We start from the raw sequence: 19,666 nt of genomic DNA, 5'->3' as shown, positions 1-19,666 counted from the left end.
TTACCCCTTATTTTCTGCGAAATACTTCTTAAAGTTAACCGTGTAATTGTGTTGCATCCATTGAATCAATGCCCACCGTTTCAGGTTCATGTCCTCATCGTAACGGTAGGTCGTGCCGTACTTGCCCGCTGCAATCAGCTTCAGTGCGCGGTCCTTGTCGGCATTTTCCCGGGTGTATTGCTTGAAGACCTTGACCGGCACGCCTAACCAGAGCGCGTGTTGGCTTTCGTCCTTGTTGCCGTACACCGTTGGGGCATCTGCTAAGCTGTCCTGAACGTAATCCTTAACCACCCAATCGGCCAAGTTGTAGCCGTTTAAGGTAACAAAGAAACTGCTCCGACCCTGCCGCAAGTTGATTTCAAACAGCTTGAAGGATTGGTCCCGCACGTCATACTTCATATCAAAGTTGGCGTAACCGGTAAATTCAATGGCTTCCAGGAACTTCTGGATGTTGTGGTAAATCGTTTCGTTGTATTCCGGAATGATGGCCACGTAATTGCCAATCGCGGATGGCGCTGGGTCTTCCAGTAAGGGGTGACCCAGGCACATCATTTTAACGTGATGGTTGCGGTCCACGTAGGCGTTCAACACCCGCATGTTACTGTCATCGCCGGGCACAAAGTCCTGTAAAATCAGGTCGGATTGGTACCCATTAGCGTAGATTTTCTGTAAAATGTCGCGGAACTCTGCCTCGGACTGAATCCGAAAGGCCTTCTTCCGACCTTCAAAGTGGACGTCTAACCATTCCACACTGTTGGCTGGCTTCAGGGCTACCGGGTAGTCAAAGGGTTGTTCAACGGGTTCCGCCGCCGTGGCGTCAGCCTTGGTGATGATCCGCGTTGCGGGGTAAGGCAACCCATACTGATCACAAACCTTGTAGAAGTTTTCCTTGTTGTTCAGGTGCCGCAGCTTATCGTAATCGATGTATGGGCAAATGAACACATCTTCCAGTTCAGCCTTATGCTTACTGATCAGTTCCGCATAACCATCCCCACACCCGATCAAAATCACGGGTTCTGGATGATCCGCGTAACGTTCCTTCAGTTTCCGCATGGTTTCAATCCAAACGGGATCCTCATCAAATCCTGGAATCAATTCCAAGTTGACGACTTTGGTGTAACGGGTCGGTGCCAACTGAATGCTGGCAAAGGCCTGAACGGGTTCATGGTACAGCTGATAAAACGACCGGGCCATCCCGTATACGTTAAAATCGCTCCCTAACAGAACGGGCGTGAATTTTGCTCCATTGGTTTCCATAACAAATTAAAGTCCCTTCACAACGTACTTATATCTCTCATTGCATGTTCAATTATTTATTTTATTGCACAATTTCTGGCAATAATTATTTCAGCCACCACGGATGCTCACAATCACATCCATGAGCACCGTGCTTACAGGCAATATCCGGTCCGCAACCGGCGGGCTGGTGAAAATGGGCCAAGCGTGGCCAGTCTCAGTGACCAGAGGCGGATCAAGGTGACCAGCTGTGTCGATGGTCTTAGCTGAGAGATTTTTCTCAGCTTAGAGCATGGGGCAACCTTTGAGACCGCTTTTCAGGCTCAAAGTTGAGGTGGAAGCCCGCTTCACAGGCTGGAACCGACCCCACAGCAGGGCTCCTTGAATCCGCCGCCGGGAACGGCGACTGCCCACAACGTTCCGGTCCATTTTCACCAGACCGGGGCAAACGAGTTGCCAGACCGGAAAAAACTAAGTAAACACAATCAAGGTTGTTAGCGGACGAGTCCAATAGCAACCTTGATCGTTATCGGCCAGCCAAACAGCTATGCCGTTTTATATTAAATTTGCGTGCGGTGAACCAGGTCCACCGTCTTAGCCGTCGTGTCTTCTGGGAAGTAAACCTCGTACCACAAGATAAACGTGTAAATGGTGAAGATCTTTTGCATGCTGGACTTACCGTTGATGTGTTCGTGTAAGATATCCATCAGGGCGTCCGTGTTAAAGAACTTTTGGGCCACGTCGGAGTTAAACGCTTCGATGATCCGTGACTTGTAAGGTTCCGTCTTGATCCAGGTGGCGATTGGAGATGGGAAGCCCATCTTTTCCTTCTTAGCCACCCGTTCTGGCAATTCAGCCTCGGCAGCGGCCCGCAGAGAAACCTTGGTTTCATCCGTGTGGATCCGCGTCTTCACAGGCATGGTTGCAGCAAACTTTGCAACTTCCTTATCAACCAATGGTGTCCGCACTTCAAGTGAGTTCGCCATACTCATCCGGTCAGCCTTGTGCAGAATGTCATAAGGTAACCAAGTGTTGATATCAAAGTATTGCATCTGCGTCATTTCATCCAGGCCCTTAACATCATCGAAGAAGTGCTTGGTGTAAGCCCCAGCATCTTGGTTCAGACTTGGGTTCTTCAGAATCTTGTTCCGGTCATGGTAATCGAAGACGTAGTTGACCCGGTAGTAGCGTTCGCTCAATGGCTGTGCACCACGGACCAGGAACCGCCGACCATGGAAGCGAGGGAATTTTTCAGCGATGCCACCCAGCATCTTCCGAATGCCCTTAGGCACCCACTTCTGGTAACGTTCGAATGGAATAGCTTCCAAGTAAGTGTTGTAGCCACCGAAGAATTCGTCGGCCCCTTCACCAGACAGCGCCACCTTAACGGATTCACGCGTCCCCTTGGACAGGTAGTACAATTGCATGGCAGATGGGTTGGATAACGGTTCATCCATGTAGTACATAATCGTTGGCAAAATGTCAAAGTAATCGTCACCCGTCATGTAGAGTGGCGTGTTCTTTTGCTTGATTTCCTTGGCAAATTCGGTCGACCAGCTCAATTCACTGTACTTAGAGTTCTTGAACCCTAAGGAGAAGGATTGGATTGGCTTTAATTTAGAAGCTTCGTTCAACACGTAGGAAGAATCAATCCCACTGGATAGGAAGCTCCCAACTTCAACGTCGGCAATCATGTGGGTCTTAACGGATTCATCAACGATACCGCGAATCTTCTTGGCATCCTCTTCAACCGTCTGACTGTTGTCGATGTGATCGTAGTTAAACTTGTAGTAACGGTGCGTTTCCGTCTCGCCATTGGCATGGTGAATGAAGTATTGCCCAGGCAAGACCTTGTAGACGTTCTTGAACATCGTTTCCCGTGATGGGATAAATTCAAAACTCAAATGGATGGGTAAGAGGGCTTCGTTGAATTCCTTCTTGAAGTTAGGGTGTTCGAGGAACGCCTTAATTTCAGAGGCCCACAGGAAGGTCTCACCGTCATCGTAGTAGTACATTGGCTTGATACCAAAGTGGTCACGTGCGCCAAAGACTTCGTTCTTCGTCTTGTCATAAATGGCGAAGGCGTACATCCCCCGCAGGCGGTCCAACAGCTTAGGACCCCAAGCATCGTACCCGTGGATCAAGACTTCTGAATCCACGTCAGTTTGGAATTCGTAACCCAACTTTTGTAAGTCGGCCCGAATTTCTTGATAGTTATAAATTTCACCGTTAAAGGTCAAAACCTTGGTTTGATCCCGGTTATACATGGGTTGTTTACCATGGGCTAAGTCGATGATCGACAGCCGGCGGAAACCCATCACGGCTTGTTCGTCGTGGAAGTAAGCCTCGTCATCCGGCCCCCGGTGCTTAATCCGATCTGCCATACTGTTGATGGTATTAGTCGGAACATCTTTTTGATTCACATAGCCAACGAATCCACACATGTGCGTATCCCCTTTTTCCTTTATTCTTATCGCCTAATTTAGTCGTTCATTAAAAATTAAATGAAACACAACACCCATCATTTTAGCAAATTTATTTCGGGAATACCATAATATTAAGGATTCTTAATGGATAGCTAAAACTCCGGTTACTCTGGCGCCACTTCAGCCAATTGATCCGTGTTGATCACTTTGACCTGCCGGCGACCAATTGTCTCAATCACGCCGTCCTTGACCAGCTGTCGCAGCTTGCGGCTCAAGGACTCTGGCGTCATGCCCAGGTAGGCGGCCAGGTCCTGCTTGCTCATCGGTAAATCAATGACGCCGGATTGGTGCCCGCTAATTTCTTGTAAATAGCCGGCTAGCCGTGGCAGCGCGTCCGGAATGGCCAGCAAGGTTGCCTGCCGTTCAGCCGTCTTCAGCCGGTCCGCCAGCGCCCCCAGCAAGGCCATGGACAGCGGTGGCATCTGCTTGATCAAGGCCGTCAGGGATGCTCGCGAAATGGTACACAGCTCGCTGTCCTTGGTGGCTTCGGCGTATGAACTGTGAATTTCATCCGTAAACAGTGCAATTTCACCAATGAAGTCTCCCGGATTCAGTACCCGCAAGACCTGTTCGCGACCATCTTCGCCCAAATGGTACAGGCGCACCTGACCCACGTTGACGATGTACAGGGTTTGTGAAACTTCTCCCGTACTAAACACCGTCCCGCCCTTTTTGGCCATAACGGGCCGGGTAACCTGGGCCACCGACGTCAGTTGATCCGCCGACAAGCGCTGAAAAATGGGCACCTGGGAAACACATTCCAGCTCTTGTTCGATTGATTCATGATGATGTTCATGTACCATTTCGGCATCTCCTTAATTTTTTCTATTGGTCTAGTGAAAAATGGCGGATGATTCCGTTCCCGGCGGCGGGCTTCAAGGTGACCGGCTGTGTCGGTGGTCTTGGCTGGGATGCATTTCCCCAGCCTAGCCCACGGGGCGACTTTTGAGACCGCTCTTCGGCTCAAAATCGAGGTGGAAGCCCGCTCCACAGGCTGGAACCGGCCCCATAGCAGGGGTGGTTGAATCTGCCGTCGGGAACGATACCGTCTAACCAATCTTCTTCACTGCCATAGCCACCGACAACCACTGATAATCCGTTTGATTATGGACTTAACCAGTGTCAGCCGCAGGGCTGGGGAAACTGGGCCGGTCGTGGAAGTGACCAGAGGCGAGCCAAGGTGCCCGGCTGTGTCGATGGCCTTGGCTGGAGTTCTTTTCCAGCCTAGCCCATGGGACAACCTTTGCGACCGCTTCTCAGGCGCAAAGTTGAGGTGGAAGACCGCCCCTCAGTCTGGAACCGGCCCCATAGCAGGGCGCCTTGAGCTCGCCGGCGGGAACGGACGCGACCAGGCCCGGTTTTCACCAGCCCGGAGGCGAAACCAAGTTAAGTCCATTCTATCAAACTATTAGCGGTTACCGGTGGCTGACGCCTCACTCTTGGCGAAATGCCCCATCTCTTTCACAATGATAGCGGTTTATCCCGCGCCACGCGTGTGTTATAGTGTGCTTAACGATACTCTAAAAGGAGGAATTATTATGAACCGTCATACCCATCAGGCTTGCACCTCATTTTTAGCCGGTAAACTCGCCACCTTGGATGGTAGCACACTGATTGCCCGCAACGAAGATAACTTCGTGGCCATCTGGCCAAAACGGGCCGTCGTCCATCCCGCTAACGAGGACCGCGACCGCCACTTTGTTTCGAAAGGTAACGCGTTTACCACGACGTTGCCGGAACAGGCTTACCACTACACAGCCATGCCCGACAACGACCCTAGCGAAGGATATTTTGAAGAGAGCGGCATCAACGACCAGAACGTGGCCATGAGCGCAACTGAAAGTGCCTATACCAATAGTCGCGTCTTGGGCATTGATCCGCTGGTCACGGACGGTATCGCCGAGGACGCCATGTTAACGGTCGTCCTGCCTTACGTCGACTCCGCTCAGGCCGGTATCCAACGGTTAGGCCAACTGGTCACGGAAAATGGGGCCGCCGAAACCAACGGGGTCCTCTTCAGTGACGCCGAAGAAGTTTGGTACATGGAAATCGTCAGTGGGCATCACTGGGTCGCCCAGCGCATCCCCGACGACGCCTACGCCGTGGTGGCCAACCAATTGGCCATCGAGGACGTCGACTTCATTGACACCAAGAATTTCTTGGCCTCCCCTGGTATCCGCCAATTTGTTCAGGAAAATCGCTTGAACCCCGACGGCAATCGCTTCAACTCCCGCCACATCTTTGGCACGCAAACGATTGACGACGCCCACTACAACACGCCACGGGTCTGGTACGGCCACAAGCTGTTCACCCCGAGTGCCCTGGAAAACCCCAGCAGTCAAGATCTCCCCTTCATCCGGCATGCCGAACGTAAGATCAGCGTCGGCGCCGTTGAACAATTCCTCGGCTCTCACTACCAAGAAACCCCGTTTGATCCATTGGGCACCGGTAGCGAAGAATCCAAGCACCAATTCCGGGCGGTTGGCCTGTCACGGACCCAGAACTCACACATTCTGCAGATTCGTCGCAACGTGGCGCCCGTCCTGGCCGGCGTCGTTTGGCAATGCCTCGGCAACCCCGCCTTCAGTCCCTACCTGCCCTTCTATGCGCAGGGTGATCAAGTGGGCCTGGCCTATGGTGAGGACAACGCCGCCTACAATGGGCAGAACCCTTACTGGGCCAACAAGTTGCTCGATGTTTTGAGTGAGGCTCATTACCACCAAAACCGGAAATTACTTGCCAACTTCCTCAACGAAACGCAAGCGGCTGGCTACCAACGCTTACATTTAGGCGACCAACAGGCCACCGTCTCAGCAGCCTCACTCGGCCAGTTCAACGCCGAAACGGCCGATGCCTTGGCCCAAGCCATTCAAGTCCAGACGGGTAAATTAGTCCAGGCCAACGCCGACCTCTCGGCCTTGACCTTTACCATGGATGCCGGCTTGTAAATTGGTATCGTTTTCAAGAGGAATGCGCTATAATGAAATTAGCAGCTAGCCTCGAAAGGAATGATTAGATGGATGAAGTAGTCCTTTTCAACCCAGGAGATTCAATTGGTAATTTTCACGATTATCACGAAGCCGTGCAAACGGCCCAGATTTACCAGGAACGGCATGATGAGTCCGGTCACGTCCTGGTCGTCAAGAGCGAACACGGGGAGCCATCGTTCGATATCTTTTTGGCGGAACAACAGTTGACTGATCGAACAGAACCGTCAACGACCAAACGTTACACCGTTTCCAAAAAACTTTAATTTGCTAAAATAAGCGCACCGCCAAGAGTTCTGGCGATGCGCTTTTTTGCGGTCTATTTTTCAAATAAGTTTAATTGGTCCTTTAGATATTTACCGGTCACACTATCTGCCGCCTGGCTAATATCTGCGGGCGTGCCGGTTGCGACCAAGTGGCCACCGTTGATACCGCCACCGGGTCCCATGTCGATTACGTAATCCGCGTTGGCAATCAGGTCCAGGTCATGTTCAATCGCAATGACCGTGGCGCCCTGCTGGAGCAACTGGTCAAAGACCTTGACCAGCTGTTGGATGTCTAACGGGTGCAAACCGACCGTGGGTTCATCGAAGATAAACAGTGTCCCGGTCTGGCGCTTGCCAATCCGCGAGACCAGCTTCAACCGCTGCGCCTCGCCCCCGGACAATGCAGGCGTGCTCTCGCCTAACAAGAGGTAGCCCAGGCCCATGTCGTGCAACGTCTGCAGGGTTTGTTCAATCCCACTTTCCGCCGCAAAGATCGGTAACGCCTCATCGACGGACAGGTCTAAAATGTCCGCAATGCTGTACCCATTCCAGGTCACGGCCAGGGTTTCTGGATTGTAGCGTTGCCCGTGGCACTGGGGACAAACCTCCGTGATGTCTGGCAAATACTGGACGTCGAGGGAAATCTGACCGGTCCCGTTACACGTGGGACAGGCCCCCGCCTTAACGTTATACGAGAAGCGACTGTTGGTATAGCCCAGTTCTTTCGCCGCTGGCGTCGCCGCGAACAGTTTCCGCAACCGGTCCAAGATATCGGTATAGGTGGCCACCGTCGACCGGACATTCTTGCCAACGGGAACGGAATCCACCTTGACCACGTGGCGAATGCCCGCACGGTCTAACTGAGTGACGTGCTTGGGCAACGTGCGATGGTCCACGTCCGCCTCAATGGCGGGAATCAGACTGTCGAGCACCAGCGTCGTCTTGCCGGCCCCACTCATCCCCGTGACCGTGGTCATGCGGTTCTTCGGAAATTTCACGGCAACATCGTCAATGTTAAACCGGTGTTGCACCTCGAGGCTCAGGCTACCCTTTTGCCAAAGTACCTGGTCATCGAGCTGTGGCCGTTCGCGTAGTTGTGCGGTCCCGTTTAGAAATGGCGCAATCAGTGACTGCTGACTGTGGGCGACTTCGGCCACGGTCCCCTGGTCGACGACGGTCCCGCCCGTTTTGCCGGCGCCGGGGCCGATTTCAATCACGTAATCGGCTGCGCCAATGATCCGCGTGTCATGGTCAACCACGACCACGGAGTTGCCTTGGGCCACCAAGCCCCGGAAGGCTTTGATCAATCCGGTGACGTTGGCGGGATGCAACCCCACGGAGGGTTCGTCCAGCACGTAGAGCACGCCGGTCGTGGCACTCCGCAGCGTGCGTCCCAGTTGAATCCGTTGGAGCTCCCCGGTCGACAAGGTAGCGCCGGGCCGACTCAGTGTCAGGTAATCCAAGCCCAAATCCACCATTGGTTGCAGGCTCAACAGTAATTCGTCGACCAAGTTCTGGCCAATGCCCTGCATCTTAGCGGGCAACCAGTCCACAATGGTGCCAGCAAATTGCCGCAGCTCATTGACGGGCAGATCACACACCTCCGCGATACTCTTGCCGACTAATTTCTGCTTGAGTAGTGCCGGATTCAGCCGGGTGCCATGACAGGTTGGACAGGTATCGAACGTGTAAAATTTATTTAATTTGGCAATCGTCCGTTCATTCTTGCTGGTGGCCATACTGTCCTCCACAGCAGCAAAGGCGTTTTCATAAACGGCCTTGTCCATGTGGAAGATTTTCCCCTTGCTGCTGGGGATGTCGATGGCCACAAACTGCTTTTTCCCGTGGAGCACGCGCTGTTTATCCGCGTCGCTCAGGTCCTTGTAGGGCACATCGATGGGAATGCCAATGGCGTTGGCCACGATGGGCATAAAGTTCCGGCCGGGCAGATGCCAGGAAGCCACAGCCCCCTCTTGCAGCGTCTGATCCTCGTTGCCAATAATCAGGGACGCATCCAGTTGCCGGACCTCACCGAGGCCCTCGCAGGTGGGACAAGCGCCACCGGAGTTAAACGCAAAATCTTCCGCACCGGGGGCTCGGAACGTGACGCCACAGGTCGGACAGGTCACGTAACCATCATTTTCCGCAACCGCCAGTGTCGATGGCACCTGATGGCCGTTGGGACAAACCGGCGACCCCAACCGAGAAAAGACTAACCGTAAAATATTGAGGCTCTCGGACATGGTGCCGACGGTCGAACGGACCCCGGGCACCTGCGGCCGTTGCCGCAACGCTAACGCCGAAGGCAGGTACTCCACGGATTCGACCGCGGCCTTCCCCATCTGATTGATGCGGCGCCGCGTAAAGGTCGAGAGCGCATTCAAGTAGCGCCGGGCCCCTTCCGCGTAGAGCACCCCCATCGCCAGGGATGACTTGCCGGACCCACTCCGCCCGGTGATGGCGACGAATTGGTTCAAAGGAATATCGACGTCTAGGTCCTTAAGATTGTTGACCTTGGCGCCGCGGACCTTAATATGTGTGGGTAAATTAGTTGGCATGGAAAACTCCTTTCTGAAAATGGACTCTGATTTCACTATACCATTATCATCGGGATTTCGTTTGTTCAGCCACTTACCAATTGCTTTCACACAACCCTCACTCTCACAAATGACTAATGATGTCCGGATTGACGTCCTTTAAAATCTGCTCATGCAATTTTTTTGCCACGTCCTCAGTCGGACTAATAATGAAAATGGTATCGTGCCCCGCCAAGGTCCCCGTAATTTCCGGCAGGTCGAGGTCGTCAAAAATGGCGGCCAGCAGATTCCCATTGCTGGGTTGCGTCTTGATCACGTTCACAAATTCTACCCGCGTGATGCCGACAACCACCTCGTTGATGGTTTCTCGCAGGTGCTCTTCCTCACTCCGATTGCCGGCCTTAAAAATGGTGTAGCGCAAATGACCATGACCATCCTGTGATTTAACGATCTGCATCTCCCGAATATCTCGGGAAATAGTGGTTTGAGTGGCTTGAATGCCCACCTCTTCCAAACGGGTCATTAGTTCTTCTTGCGTCCCAATTGGATACTGATTAATTAATCGTTCAATGTGTGCCTGTCGCATGCTCTTTTTCACTAAATCCGCCCCCATTGTATAAACGTTACCTTACACTAGAAATGAATGTATAAACTACCGGTTTTTATGCATAATGATTAGCCACATTGTAGCAAAAATCGCTGACGAACGCAAAATTATTTACCACCCAAACGACCCCATTTTAAAATAACATTTTTAATGAAATATAGTAGAAGAAATTAAAAATTAAATTTTGAAGAAAATCGCTAAAATCACTGGTACGACGGGGTAAAAACTGTATACTTAGAAGTGTAATTTATTCATGTTTAGGAGGCATTCAGGATGTCACAAAAATTTATTGTTGACGACTCGTTTTGGGAAATCTTTCCCGAAGTTAAAATTGCTTTTTTAACGGCGCACAACGTCGATAACCACGATACCGGTCAAGTTCCGGCAACACTCTTATCGACCGCCAATGAAACGGCTGCCAACCATTGGGTTCCCAATGATCCCATCAGTAAGAATGCCGTCATCCAAGACTGGCGTAACGCCTTTCAACAATTCAAGACGAAAAAGGGTGCGCGCTGTGCCGTTGAAAGCCTGTTGAAGCGGGCCAAGAACGGTAAGGGCGTTGGCAACATCAATCCGGTTGTAGACATCTATAATTCCGTTTCGCTCGAATGGGCCTTCCCCGTTGCGGCGGAGGATATGGACCAGATTCAAGGCGACATCCACTTGACGGTCGCTCAAGGCGGCGAACCCTTCCGGCCAATCGGTGAGGATGAGGTTGAAACGGCCCTGCCCGGCGAAGTCATCTACCATGACGCCCATGATGTTATTTCACGTTGCTGGGCTTGGCGCGATAGTGCCCGGGTCGAAGCCACCGAGGATTCCAAGAATCTCTTGTTCTACATGGAAAATGTTAATCCTGAGCGGCAAGAAGATCACGCCCAAGCCGTCCAAGCCCTGCAACAACGGCTGAAGGACTACCTCGGGTTGGACACGACCTATACGTTAGTCACCAAGGAACACCCAACCATCACGTTCGCCGACTAGACTGTCCACAACGACCGACAGCCAATCCGGCACCTGTTTCAACAAAAATGTAAGCGCATTATTTATCGTAAGTGTCTTTATTCCCCATAGGAGTCTGGCGAGCATCTCGTCGGGCTGAAAGGATCGTTTCTATTATGAAAATGTCAACGCTGTCAGAACCTGAATCCCCTGCCAGGCCGAGTCACGGACTAGGCCTCACTGCACTAATCTCAACCGTTATCTCCTCTTCAATTGGTGGGGGAATCTTCGCCCTAACTTCTGACTTGGCGGTCGCTGCTTCACCTGGACCCGCCCTCATTGCCTGGGGAATCGTGGGTTTTGGAACCCTGATGCTGGCCCTCTCACTCAACAACCTTGTTACTAAACGCCCCGACCTCGAAGGCATCTTCTCTTACGCCGAGGAGGGGTTTGGTAAATACACGGGCTTCGTTAGTGGCTGGGGCTACTGGATTTCTGCCTGGATGGGTAACGTGGCCTTTGCCACCGTGATGATGAACGCGGTCGGCTACTTCATCCCCCTGTTCAACAGCAGCAATAAGATACCATCCGTCATTGTCACCAGTATTATCCTCTGGTTACTGACGCTGCTGGTCAATCACGGGATTGAAAGTGCCGCCGTCATTAACTCCCTGATTACCGTCTGCAAGTTGATCCCTCTATTCGTCTTCATTGTGATTGCCATTATCCTGTTCAAAGGCCAAATCTTCACGGTTAACTTCTGGGGTAACGTGCAGTCCAACGTGCAGGGCGCCATCGCCCCCAGTTCCATCGGGTCGCAGATCAAGAGCTGCTTCATCATCATGATGTGGGTCTTCGTCGGAATCGAAGGCGCCACGATGCTCTCCTCTCGGGCGAACAAGAAATCCGATGCTGGTAAGGCCACGTTGATTGGGCTATGTGGCCTAGTGGTCATTTACATCCTAGCTTCGGTTCTCCCATACGGTTACTTCGACCGGCAAACGTTGGCCGCTATGAAGCAACCCGCCATGGTTTACATTTTCAGGGACATGGTTGGCTCCTGGGGTGGCGCGATGATCAGCTTAGGCCTGATTATTTCAACTCTGGGCTCCTGGTTATCCTGGACCATGCTCCCCGCAGAAACGATTCGCTTAATGTCCCAACAAGAACTCTTACCCAAAATCTTCAGTCGCAAGAATAAAAACGGCACCGCGACTATTTCCTTGATTACCAGTAGTGCCCTGATTCAATTCTTCCTCTTAACCTTAATCTTCACGGACCGCGCTTACCAAATTGCCTACTCGATGTGTACCGTCGCCATCACCATCTGCTACATCCTGGTGGCGGCCTACCAAATCAAGTTTTCCTGGCATCACCGGCAGGAAGCCGGCAGTAAGTTACAGCTATGGATTGGGATTGGCGCCCTGCTCTTCGAAAGCACGGCCGTCTACTTCTCCGGAATCAAATACCTAATCTTCTGTTCCATCGCCTATATTCCCGGGAGCATCCTCTTCCTGATGGCGCGTAAACACCGCACCCAGGGCGGCAAGATGCTCTCCCACAAGGAATGGGCCGGGATGGCCATCATCCTGGGCTGTGCCGTATTGGCCTTGATCAGCCTCTTCAATGGCTCTCTTCGCCTCTAGTCTAATCGAATATAAAACAAAGCGCTGTCACATTAACCGTTTAAAGGTTGATGTGGCAGCGCTTTTTGCTAGCAACAATTGTGTTGCCAATAATGGCTTTAATTGTTCAATAAGGTGAAATACTTGCGCTCATAGGTAATCTGCCCGCCGGCAACCAGTTCTTTGACTACCTGGCTGGCGGTCTCGCGGGTGGTCCCAGAAATTTGGGAGAGTTCGATCAACGTAATGGGATACGGAATCAACCGTGCGCCATCATCCCCGGGCTTGCCGATGGATTGACCTAAAATTTTAAGCCCATTACGCACGCGACTGCTGGCACTGGAGTTCACCATCAACTGCAGCTGATTTTCGTTTTCATTGATGATCTGGCCCATTTCCAGGATGACGTTTCGCATCATTTTCTTATTCTTCAACAGCAGGCTTTCGAAGTCTGCCATGGGAATCGAAATGATTTCGGTGGCCGTCATGCCCGTGACCGAATAGGAATAGTCATGGTCGTGGAACATCCCCCGATAGGGAAAGCCCTTCGTTTCATTGATGAATTCGTAGAAAAACTCATTCCCGGATTCATCGGTTCGCTCAGTCTTCAACAAGCCTTTCGCCAAAAAATAAAAGTTTGCGCGCGGATCGGCCTGATTGAACAACAACTGACCCTTGGGATAGCTGCGAACCCGCATTTTTGCCTGGATCACCGCAAACTCTTCACTGGTAAAATCTTTAAACTCGGGATTTTTTTTCAAAAGCTGTAAATATTGTGGATATTCATTCTTTCGTATAATCAAAATAATCCTCCCAAACGCATTATGACTTATTTCATCATAACGTAATTTGAGAGGATTACCAGCACCGATGATCAAAAAATTACTAGTTTGACCACCGATGTGCGCTAACTATTTAGAAATAATGGTGCCTTGACCGTTTTCGAGGAATTCACCGATATTTTCCAGTGAGGTCACAACCGCTTGGCCATGGCTACTGTTCTTAACAAAGTCGACAGCGGCTTGGACCTTAGGTAGCATGCTCCCCTTGGCAAATTGGTTATCCTTTTCGTAGTCTTCCAGTTCTTGGATGCTGACATGTTCCAGCTTCTTTTGATCTGGCTTGTTGAAGTTCACGTAAATGTTGTCAACGGCCGTCAGGATGATCAGCAGGTCGGCATGAACCAATTCAGCTAATTTTTCTGAAGCAAAGTCTTTGTCGATAACGGCTTCGCGACCGACGAGGCGATTGCCTTCGCGGACAACGGGCACGCCACCACCCCCAACGGAGATAGGAATGACGCCGGCGCCAACTAAGGTGTCCACGACCCGGTATTCGTTCACACCAATTGGCTTTGGTGATGGCACAACGCGACGGTAACCCCGGCCTGCATCTTCAACGTAGGTGTATTCTGGGTGATCCTTTTGTAACTTTTCAGCTTCGGCTTGGTTGTAGAAGGGGCCGATTGGCTTAGTTGGTGACGTGAAGGCGCCATCCTTGGGGTCAACCTCAACCTGGGTAACCACCGTGGCAACATCCTTGGTGATTCCGGCTGCGGCCAGTTCTTCGTCCAACGCGTTTTGCATCCAGTAGCCGATGCTCCCTTGCGTCATGGCAACGGCCGTATCCAGTGGCATTGCTGGGTTCTTTTCGGTACTACCAGCAGCCTGTTGCAGCAACAAGTTCCCAACTTGGGGACCGTTCCCGTGGGAGATGATCAAGTCATCCCCTTGTTCAACGAACTTCACCAAGTACTTTGCGGTCGTCCGCAGAGCAGCTTGTTGGGCTTCCGAAGAAGCATCCTTTGATAAGATGGCGTTACCGCCAAGTGCGACAACAATTTTACGCTTTGTCATAATCAATTCTCCTCGTCTTTGTTTAATCTTTATTCAAGTAATCCGCTAAAACAGCCAAGCCCTTCTTCAGCGTTTCCGTTGGGGCACAGTACCCTAAGCGGGCGTGTCCTGGAACATCGAAGGCTTCCCCAGGAACCAGCAGCACACCGGTATCTCGGAGTAAGTTTTGACAAAATTCCAGGCTAGACGTCTTGGTCTCGAGCTTAACAAATGAGGTTGAGACCCCATTCGGGAAGACACAACTCACATTAGGCGTCTTGGCAACCCAATCCTTGAAAATCTTCAGGTTGTTCTGAACGATTTCACGGTTCCGAGCCAACACCTTGTCGCGGTTCTGGAGCACCAGGCAAGCCGCCTGATCACTGAAGACCCCGGCACAGATCATGGTGTAGTCCCGGTACTTGCGGAACGTTTCGGCTAGTTCGGCATTGGTGGCCGTCCAGCCGACCCGGATACCCGGCATCGAATAGGTCTTTGACAACGAATTGGTGGAAATCCCCTTTTCATAGAGGTCCGCGATTGGCGCGAAGTCAACGCTTTCATCGAATGGCAGGTAAACTTCATCCACCAGCACGTAGGCGCCCACTTCACGGGCAATGGCAACAACTTGTTCCATGAAGTCCCGGTTCAGAATCGTCCCGGTCGGGTTGTTGGCGTTGTTGATACAGATCATCTTGGTGTCAGGGCGAATCAAGCGTTTCAGCTCTTCAATGTCCGGATACCAGTTTTCACTTTCCTGTAACTTCCAGAAGCTGACGTCCGCACCCAGTGACCGCGGAATATCGTACAGTTGTTGGTAACTTGGGTAAACACTGATGACGTGGTCGCCCGGTTTGATCAAGGCGTACAACGCCAACAAGTTCGCCCCAGTGGCCCCATTCGTTTGCAGGATGTTAGCGGCATCAACGTGATCATACAGCTTACTGACCTCTTTTTTAAAGGTCGGTGAGCCTTCGATCCAGCCGTAATTCATTTTTTGTTGGTCTAATTCATCATAGGTGTTATCTTTGGTCAGTTTGACCAGTTCATTCATTGAAAACGACGTGATCGTGCTCTGGGCCAAATCATAGGTCGCCTCGCGTTCGTGAACGTTCAACCATTCCTCAACACCAAATCCATCGATGTCCATATGCCGTTCCTCCTAAATCGTGATGAGTCCCATTGCAACCAGGACGACCCCAGCGATTGCACCGATGACAATTAAGGTCGAGTAGATGATTTCAGCTTTGGTCAGCTTCCCATCATCAATATCGAATTCTTTCTTGGCACGGTAGTAGAAGTACAGGCCTGGAATGTAACCGATACAGCAGAGTAACAGGAAGTGTAACCCAGCTAAGGTAATGGCAATAACTTGGAAGGCTAAGGCAAAGATCCCGATCCACATCTGTTTCGTATCTTTATTTTGGGCAGAGAATTTCACTTGGTACATCCCCACGAAAATGTAGCACACCACGATAGCGGCGGTACACAGGGAAAGTGCGAAGTTGTAAGCTTCTTCAGAGAATAACAGCACTAACAGGAAGACTTGAATTAAGGCAGCAGTCAGCACCAATGAGAACGTTGGTGCACCGTTTTTATTCTTCTTACCAAAGTAACTAGGCAAGAGTTTTTCTTCAGCCATTAACATGGTGGTATCGGCTGGCAACATCGTCCAGGATAACCATGCCCCTAAGATGGCAATGATTAAGCCAACACTGATGAAGGCGCCACCCCATTTGCCGACCATGTCTTGGAAAATGTAGAGCATGGCAGGTTGGTTGATTTTAGCTAATTCGTTTTGTGACAGGTAACCATAAGGTAAGACGGAAGCCAAAACGTAGATGACCAGTAAGGAAATGATCCCGATGATGGTTGCTCGGCCGGCATCGTTCTTGCTCTTGGCACGAGAAGACAGCATACTTGCCCCTTCAACCCCAACGAAGACCCACATCATAATCATCAAGCAAGACTTGAATTGGGTCCAGATATCGCTACCACCGGCAACGCCAGAGGTCACGTTCGTCCAGAAGTGAGCTGTGAACATGCCACCCTTGAAGACGAAGATGCCGACAACGATGAAGGCAAACAGTGGAATCAATTTGCAAATCGTAATAATCGTGTTCACGGCCGCAGCGGATTCAACCCCGCGGTTAACGATGAACGTCAGCGCCCAGGAAACCACACTGGCCAAGATCACGGAAGCCACATTTTGGCCACCCTTGAACATTGGCAGGAAGTACCCCAACGAACTCATGAGGACGGTGGCAAAGGCCACGTTCCCCAACCAAGCACTCAGCCAGTAACCCCAGCCACTCACGAACCCGGCAAAGTTACCGAATCCCTCTTGCGCATAGGCATGGATTCCTTCAGCGTCGGGCTTCTTTAACAATAAGTTGTTTAGTGACAACGCTAACATTAAAATCCCGAATCCAACCACTAACCACGCTAACAGAACGGGGCCAGGTGCAGCACCGCCAGCCAGTGAACTGGTCAAGGTAAAGACCCCTGAACCGATTGAACTAGTGACGACGGCCGCCGTTAACGCGCCCAGAGATAATCCTTTATTTTCATCCATATTCTCACTCTTTTCCTCGTGTTTGCAATAAAAAACGGACTAATCGCTCTGATTAGCCCGTCTTTAATCACTCGTTAAGCTTTAGGAATAAACAAGTTACCTAAAGTTGCGGCCATCATCGCTTTGATGGAGTGCATCCGGTTTTCAGCTTCTTCGAATTGACGCCCATACTTACTAGTGAAGACTTCTTCAGTAACTTCCATTTCAGTAATGCCGTACTTCTTTTCAACATCTTGACCGTATTGGGTTTCGGTGTTGTGGAATGCTGGTAAGCAGTGCAGGAAGATGAGTTGGTCATCTGGGGTACCAGTCTTCTTAAGAGCAGCCATGTTAACTTGGTATGGCTTCAATAACTTGACCCGTTCTTCCCAGTTGCTTTCGCCCATGGATACCCAAACGTCGGTGTAAACCACGTTGGAACCTGCTAAACCTTCATCCAAGTCGTCGGTAACCAGCAGCTTAGCGCCAGACTTCTTAGCAAAGCCTTGAGCCAAGTCTTGGGTTTCCTTAGTTGGGAACAGTTCCTTAGGGGCAACGATGTGCACGTTGACACCTAAGATAGCACCAGTAACCAGCAGAGAGTTGGCAACGTTGTTTCGGCCATCACCCATGAAGGTTAAGGTCAAGCCCTTTAAGGTACCGAAGTTTTCCTTAACAGTCATGAAGTCAGCCAGCATTTGGGTTGGGTGCCATTCGTCGGTTAAACCGTTCCAAACTGGCACACCTGAGTCGCGAGCTAAGATTTCAGCATCGCTTTGCTTGAACCCACGGAATTCGATCCCATCGAACATGCCGCCTAAGACCTTGGCAGTGTCAGAAGTTGATTCCTTCTTACCTAATTGGATGTCGTTTTGGCCCAAGTATTCTGGGTGAGCACCTAAGTCGATAGCAGCAGTGGTGAATGCTGAACGGGTCCGAGTTGAGGACTTTTCAAAGAGTAAGGCGATGTTCTTGCCTTCCAAGTAGTGGTGAGGAACGCCGGCCTTCTTCAAAGCCTTCAAATGTAAACCGAAGTCGATCAAGTATTCGAGTTCTTCTGCGGTAAAGTCCTTTTCAGCTAAAACGCTGCGACCTTGAAAGACATTTTGCTTGAAATCTTGTGCCATGATTAATCAATCTCCTCTAATTTTAAAAATTAATTGTTTACTTTAAGTCTTCACGTACCAATGGCATACTCATGCAACGAGGACCCCCACGACCGCGGGATAATTCACTTGAGAGAATGTCAATAACCTTTAAGCCATGCTTACGAAGTAATTCGTTAGAAACATAGTTCCGGTTGTAGGTAACCACGACACCAGGCGCAATGGCTAAGGTGTTAGAGCCATCATTCCATTGTTCACGGCCAGCGACGATTGGGTCACCATTACCAGTTGGGATTAAGTCTAAGTCATCCAAACCTAAGGCGTCTTTCAGAACTTGCTTCAAGTCCGTCTTGTGTTCGAGGTGTAAGTCTTCAGTGCCCTTACCAGGTGTGATGGTCCAGGTGTCGATGTGACCGCCTTCGCCTAAGATACCTGGGTGAACCGTGAATTGGTCGGTGTTGATCATGGTGAACACCGTGTCCAAATGCATCATTGCGTGGTTATGTGGAATCCGGATAGCAATGACAGTATCAAAGTTGCTGTCCTTGAACAGGTTCCGGGCAATGTCTTCAATGGCATTGGCAGAAGTCCGTTGTGAAACTCCGATGGCCATCACGTGATCGGACAGAACCAGTTCGTCCCCACCTTCAATACGGGTGGTGTGGTTCCGGTCGCGCCAGACGTTCAAGCCCTTGTTAGCAAACCGGTGATGGTACTTGATGATGGTTTCCATAAAGAGTGATTCGCGTTGGCGAGCAGCGAACGTCATGTGGTTAATGCTTAAACCATCCCCGATTGAAGCCGCTGGGTCACGAGTGAAGTACAGGTTAGGCATTGGGTCCATGAAGAATGGGTAGTCGCTGTCTTCAGCGGCACTAACCAGGTCACTAGGTGTGAAGTCCAGTTCGTCTTTACGAACCCCGCCCATGATCTTGTTAACCATTGCTTGCGTGTCGAGGGAAAGTAAGTATTCCTTCAGGACATCATGAATCGTGCCGGCCATGTAGCCGCTTTCAGTTAACATCTGTTGCAAGAAATTTAATTTAACTTCTTCGCCACCATCGTCTAAGGCTTCGGCGGATAATTTTTCTAAGTACAGAACTTCAGTCCCGTTTTCGCGAAGAACCTTAGCGAAGTTGTCGTGTTCTTGTTGGGCGATTGGTAAATATGGAATGTCATCAAACAGTAACCGTGACATCATATCTGGCGTGAAGTTTTCTACTTCAACGTCCGGACGCTTCAGCATAACCGTTTTCAGTTTACCGATTTCAGATGTTACATGGATAGGTGTTGTCATCATTATTTCCTCCCTTGCTTAACTACAAGACAGAGTATAATCTCGAAATGAAACCGCTAACATTAAATGGCTAGCATTCAAAATGCGAAGAATTTCACATTTTAAGAGTGAAATGTATATTCAGCCCAAAATATACATTATTCATTCATTTTGACTGGTAAAAATTAGTAAAAATAGACTTTTTT

At 50.6% G+C, this 19,666-nt stretch carries 15 protein-coding genes; 4 read left to right on the top strand and 11 right to left on the bottom strand.

Going from position 1 to position 19,666, the window contains the following annotated elements:
• The 3 genes from ACEPST_RS10995 to ACEPST_RS10985 form a co-directional block, all read right to left on the bottom strand.
• On the bottom strand, positions 1 to 1,257 hold the full coding sequence (locus ACEPST_RS10995; RefSeq protein WP_203645899.1) for a carboxylate--amine ligase: 1,257 nt from the start codon (positions 1,255 to 1,257) through the stop codon (positions 1 to 3).
• A gap of 539 nt (positions 1,258 to 1,796) precedes the next feature.
• Positions 1,797 to 3,680 (bottom strand): asparagine synthase (glutamine-hydrolyzing), encoded by a 1,884-nt coding sequence (asnB, locus tag ACEPST_RS10990; RefSeq protein ID WP_204122004.1) that lies wholly within the window; start codon positions 3,678 to 3,680, stop codon positions 1,797 to 1,799.
• A 146-nt stretch (positions 3,681 to 3,826) separates the two neighbouring features.
• Positions 3,827 to 4,525: a Crp/Fnr family transcriptional regulator gene (locus tag ACEPST_RS10985; RefSeq protein WP_204122003.1), complete on the bottom strand. Its 699-nt coding sequence runs from the start codon at positions 4,523 to 4,525 to the stop codon at positions 3,827 to 3,829.
• Positions 4,526 to 5,260: 735 nt separating this feature from the next.
• On the opposite strand from ACEPST_RS10985, the gene ACEPST_RS10980 reads away from it, so the two are divergent.
• Together ACEPST_RS10980 and ACEPST_RS10975 are read left to right on the top strand one after the other, a co-directional pair.
• The gene (locus tag ACEPST_RS10980) at positions 5,261 to 6,670 is read left to right on the top strand and encodes a C69 family dipeptidase (RefSeq protein WP_204122002.1); all 1,410 of its coding nucleotides are present in this window, start codon (positions 5,261 to 5,263) and stop codon (positions 6,668 to 6,670) included.
• Positions 6,671 to 6,738: 68 nt separating this feature from the next.
• Positions 6,739 to 6,975, top strand: coding sequence for a hypothetical protein (locus ACEPST_RS10975; RefSeq protein WP_125763224.1), 237 nt, complete (start codon positions 6,739 to 6,741; stop codon positions 6,973 to 6,975).
• Between the two features lie 53 nt (positions 6,976 to 7,028).
• Here the strand turns inward: ACEPST_RS10975 and ACEPST_RS10970 are convergent, their stop codons facing one another.
• The gene (locus ACEPST_RS10970) at positions 7,029 to 9,533 is read right to left on the bottom strand and encodes an ATP-binding cassette domain-containing protein (RefSeq protein WP_204122001.1); all 2,505 of its coding nucleotides are present in this window, start codon (positions 9,531 to 9,533) and stop codon (positions 7,029 to 7,031) included.
• A gap of 103 nt (positions 9,534 to 9,636) precedes the next feature.
• Positions 9,637 to 10,110, bottom strand: coding sequence for an arginine repressor (gene argR, locus ACEPST_RS10965; RefSeq protein WP_203645883.1), 474 nt, complete (start codon positions 10,108 to 10,110; stop codon positions 9,637 to 9,639).
• Between the two features lie 282 nt (positions 10,111 to 10,392).
• On the opposite strand from argR, the gene ACEPST_RS10960 reads away from it, so the two are divergent.
• Both ACEPST_RS10960 and arcD (ACEPST_RS10955) read left to right on the top strand, forming a co-directional pair.
• Entirely contained in the window at positions 10,393 to 11,106 is a 714-nt protein-coding gene (locus tag ACEPST_RS10960; RefSeq protein WP_125763230.1) for a B3/4 domain-containing protein, read from the top strand.
• A gap of 140 nt (positions 11,107 to 11,246) precedes the next feature.
• Positions 11,247 to 12,710 (top strand): arginine-ornithine antiporter, encoded by a 1,464-nt coding sequence (arcD, locus tag ACEPST_RS10955; protein ID WP_374706470.1) that lies wholly within the window; start codon positions 11,247 to 11,249, stop codon positions 12,708 to 12,710.
• A 98-nt stretch (positions 12,711 to 12,808) separates the two neighbouring features.
• Here arcD (ACEPST_RS10955) and ACEPST_RS10950 read toward each other — a convergent pair whose 3' ends face one another.
• The 6 genes from ACEPST_RS10950 to arcA form a co-directional block, all read right to left on the bottom strand.
• The gene (locus ACEPST_RS10950; RefSeq protein ID WP_239064543.1) at positions 12,809 to 13,492 is read right to left on the bottom strand and encodes a Crp/Fnr family transcriptional regulator; all 684 of its coding nucleotides are present in this window, start codon (positions 13,490 to 13,492) and stop codon (positions 12,809 to 12,811) included.
• A 108-nt stretch (positions 13,493 to 13,600) separates the two neighbouring features.
• The gene (arcC, locus tag ACEPST_RS10945; RefSeq protein WP_125763234.1) at positions 13,601 to 14,545 is read right to left on the bottom strand and encodes a carbamate kinase; all 945 of its coding nucleotides are present in this window, start codon (positions 14,543 to 14,545) and stop codon (positions 13,601 to 13,603) included.
• A gap of 22 nt (positions 14,546 to 14,567) precedes the next feature.
• Positions 14,568 to 15,674, bottom strand: coding sequence for an aminotransferase (locus tag ACEPST_RS10940; RefSeq protein ID WP_204121998.1), 1,107 nt, complete (start codon positions 15,672 to 15,674; stop codon positions 14,568 to 14,570).
• Between the two features lie 12 nt (positions 15,675 to 15,686).
• On the bottom strand, positions 15,687 to 17,099 hold the full coding sequence (arcD, locus tag ACEPST_RS10935; protein ID WP_204121997.1) for an arginine-ornithine antiporter: 1,413 nt from the start codon (positions 17,097 to 17,099) through the stop codon (positions 15,687 to 15,689).
• A gap of 74 nt (positions 17,100 to 17,173) precedes the next feature.
• The gene (gene argF, locus ACEPST_RS10930; protein ID WP_203637196.1) at positions 17,174 to 18,205 is read right to left on the bottom strand and encodes an ornithine carbamoyltransferase; all 1,032 of its coding nucleotides are present in this window, start codon (positions 18,203 to 18,205) and stop codon (positions 17,174 to 17,176) included.
• Positions 18,206 to 18,242: 37 nt separating this feature from the next.
• Positions 18,243 to 19,481, bottom strand: coding sequence for an arginine deiminase (arcA, locus tag ACEPST_RS10925; protein WP_125763242.1), 1,239 nt, complete (start codon positions 19,479 to 19,481; stop codon positions 18,243 to 18,245).
• Positions 19,482 to 19,666 lie beyond the last annotated feature (185 nt).

It is taken from the genome of Levilactobacillus sp. FUA 3915 (assembly GCF_044053135.1).
Classification (GTDB): domain Bacteria; phylum Bacillota; class Bacilli; order Lactobacillales; family Lactobacillaceae; genus Levilactobacillus; species Levilactobacillus lanxiensis.
This window is presented reverse-complemented; position numbering and strand designations above follow the sequence as displayed.

Coding starts and splice junctions, on each gene's coding strand:
- ACEPST_RS10995 (WP_203645899.1), bottom strand. CDS start 1,257: ATGGAAACCAATGGAGCAAAATTCACGCCCGTTCTGTTAGGGAGCGAT.
- arcD (WP_374706470.1), top strand. CDS start 11,247: ATGTCAACGCTGTCAGAACCTGAATCCCCTGCCAGGCCGAGTCACGGA.
- ACEPST_RS10940 (WP_204121998.1), bottom strand. CDS start 15,674: ATGGACATCGATGGATTTGGTGTTGAGGAATGGTTGAACGTTCACGAA.
- ACEPST_RS10960 (WP_125763230.1), top strand. CDS start 10,393: ATGTCACAAAAATTTATTGTTGACGACTCGTTTTGGGAAATCTTTCCC.
- ACEPST_RS10980 (WP_204122002.1), top strand. CDS start 5,261: ATGAACCGTCATACCCATCAGGCTTGCACCTCATTTTTAGCCGGTAAA.
- arcA (WP_125763242.1), bottom strand. CDS start 19,481: ATGACAACACCTATCCATGTAACATCTGAAATCGGTAAACTGAAAACG.
- arcC (WP_125763234.1), bottom strand. CDS start 14,545: ATGACAAAGCGTAAAATTGTTGTCGCACTTGGCGGTAACGCCATCTTA.
- ACEPST_RS10970 (WP_204122001.1), bottom strand. CDS start 9,533: ATGCCAACTAATTTACCCACACATATTAAGGTCCGCGGCGCCAAGGTC.
- argF (WP_203637196.1), bottom strand. CDS start 18,205: ATGGCACAAGATTTCAAGCAAAATGTCTTTCAAGGTCGCAGCGTTTTA.
- asnB (WP_204122004.1), bottom strand. CDS start 3,680: ATGTGTGGATTCGTTGGCTATGTGAATCAAAAAGATGTTCCGACTAAT.
- arcD (WP_204121997.1), bottom strand. CDS start 17,099: ATGGATGAAAATAAAGGATTATCTCTGGGCGCGTTAACGGCGGCCGTC.
- ACEPST_RS10975 (WP_125763224.1), top strand. CDS start 6,739: ATGGATGAAGTAGTCCTTTTCAACCCAGGAGATTCAATTGGTAATTTT.
- ACEPST_RS10985 (WP_204122003.1), bottom strand. CDS start 4,525: ATGGTACATGAACATCATCATGAATCAATCGAACAAGAGCTGGAATGT.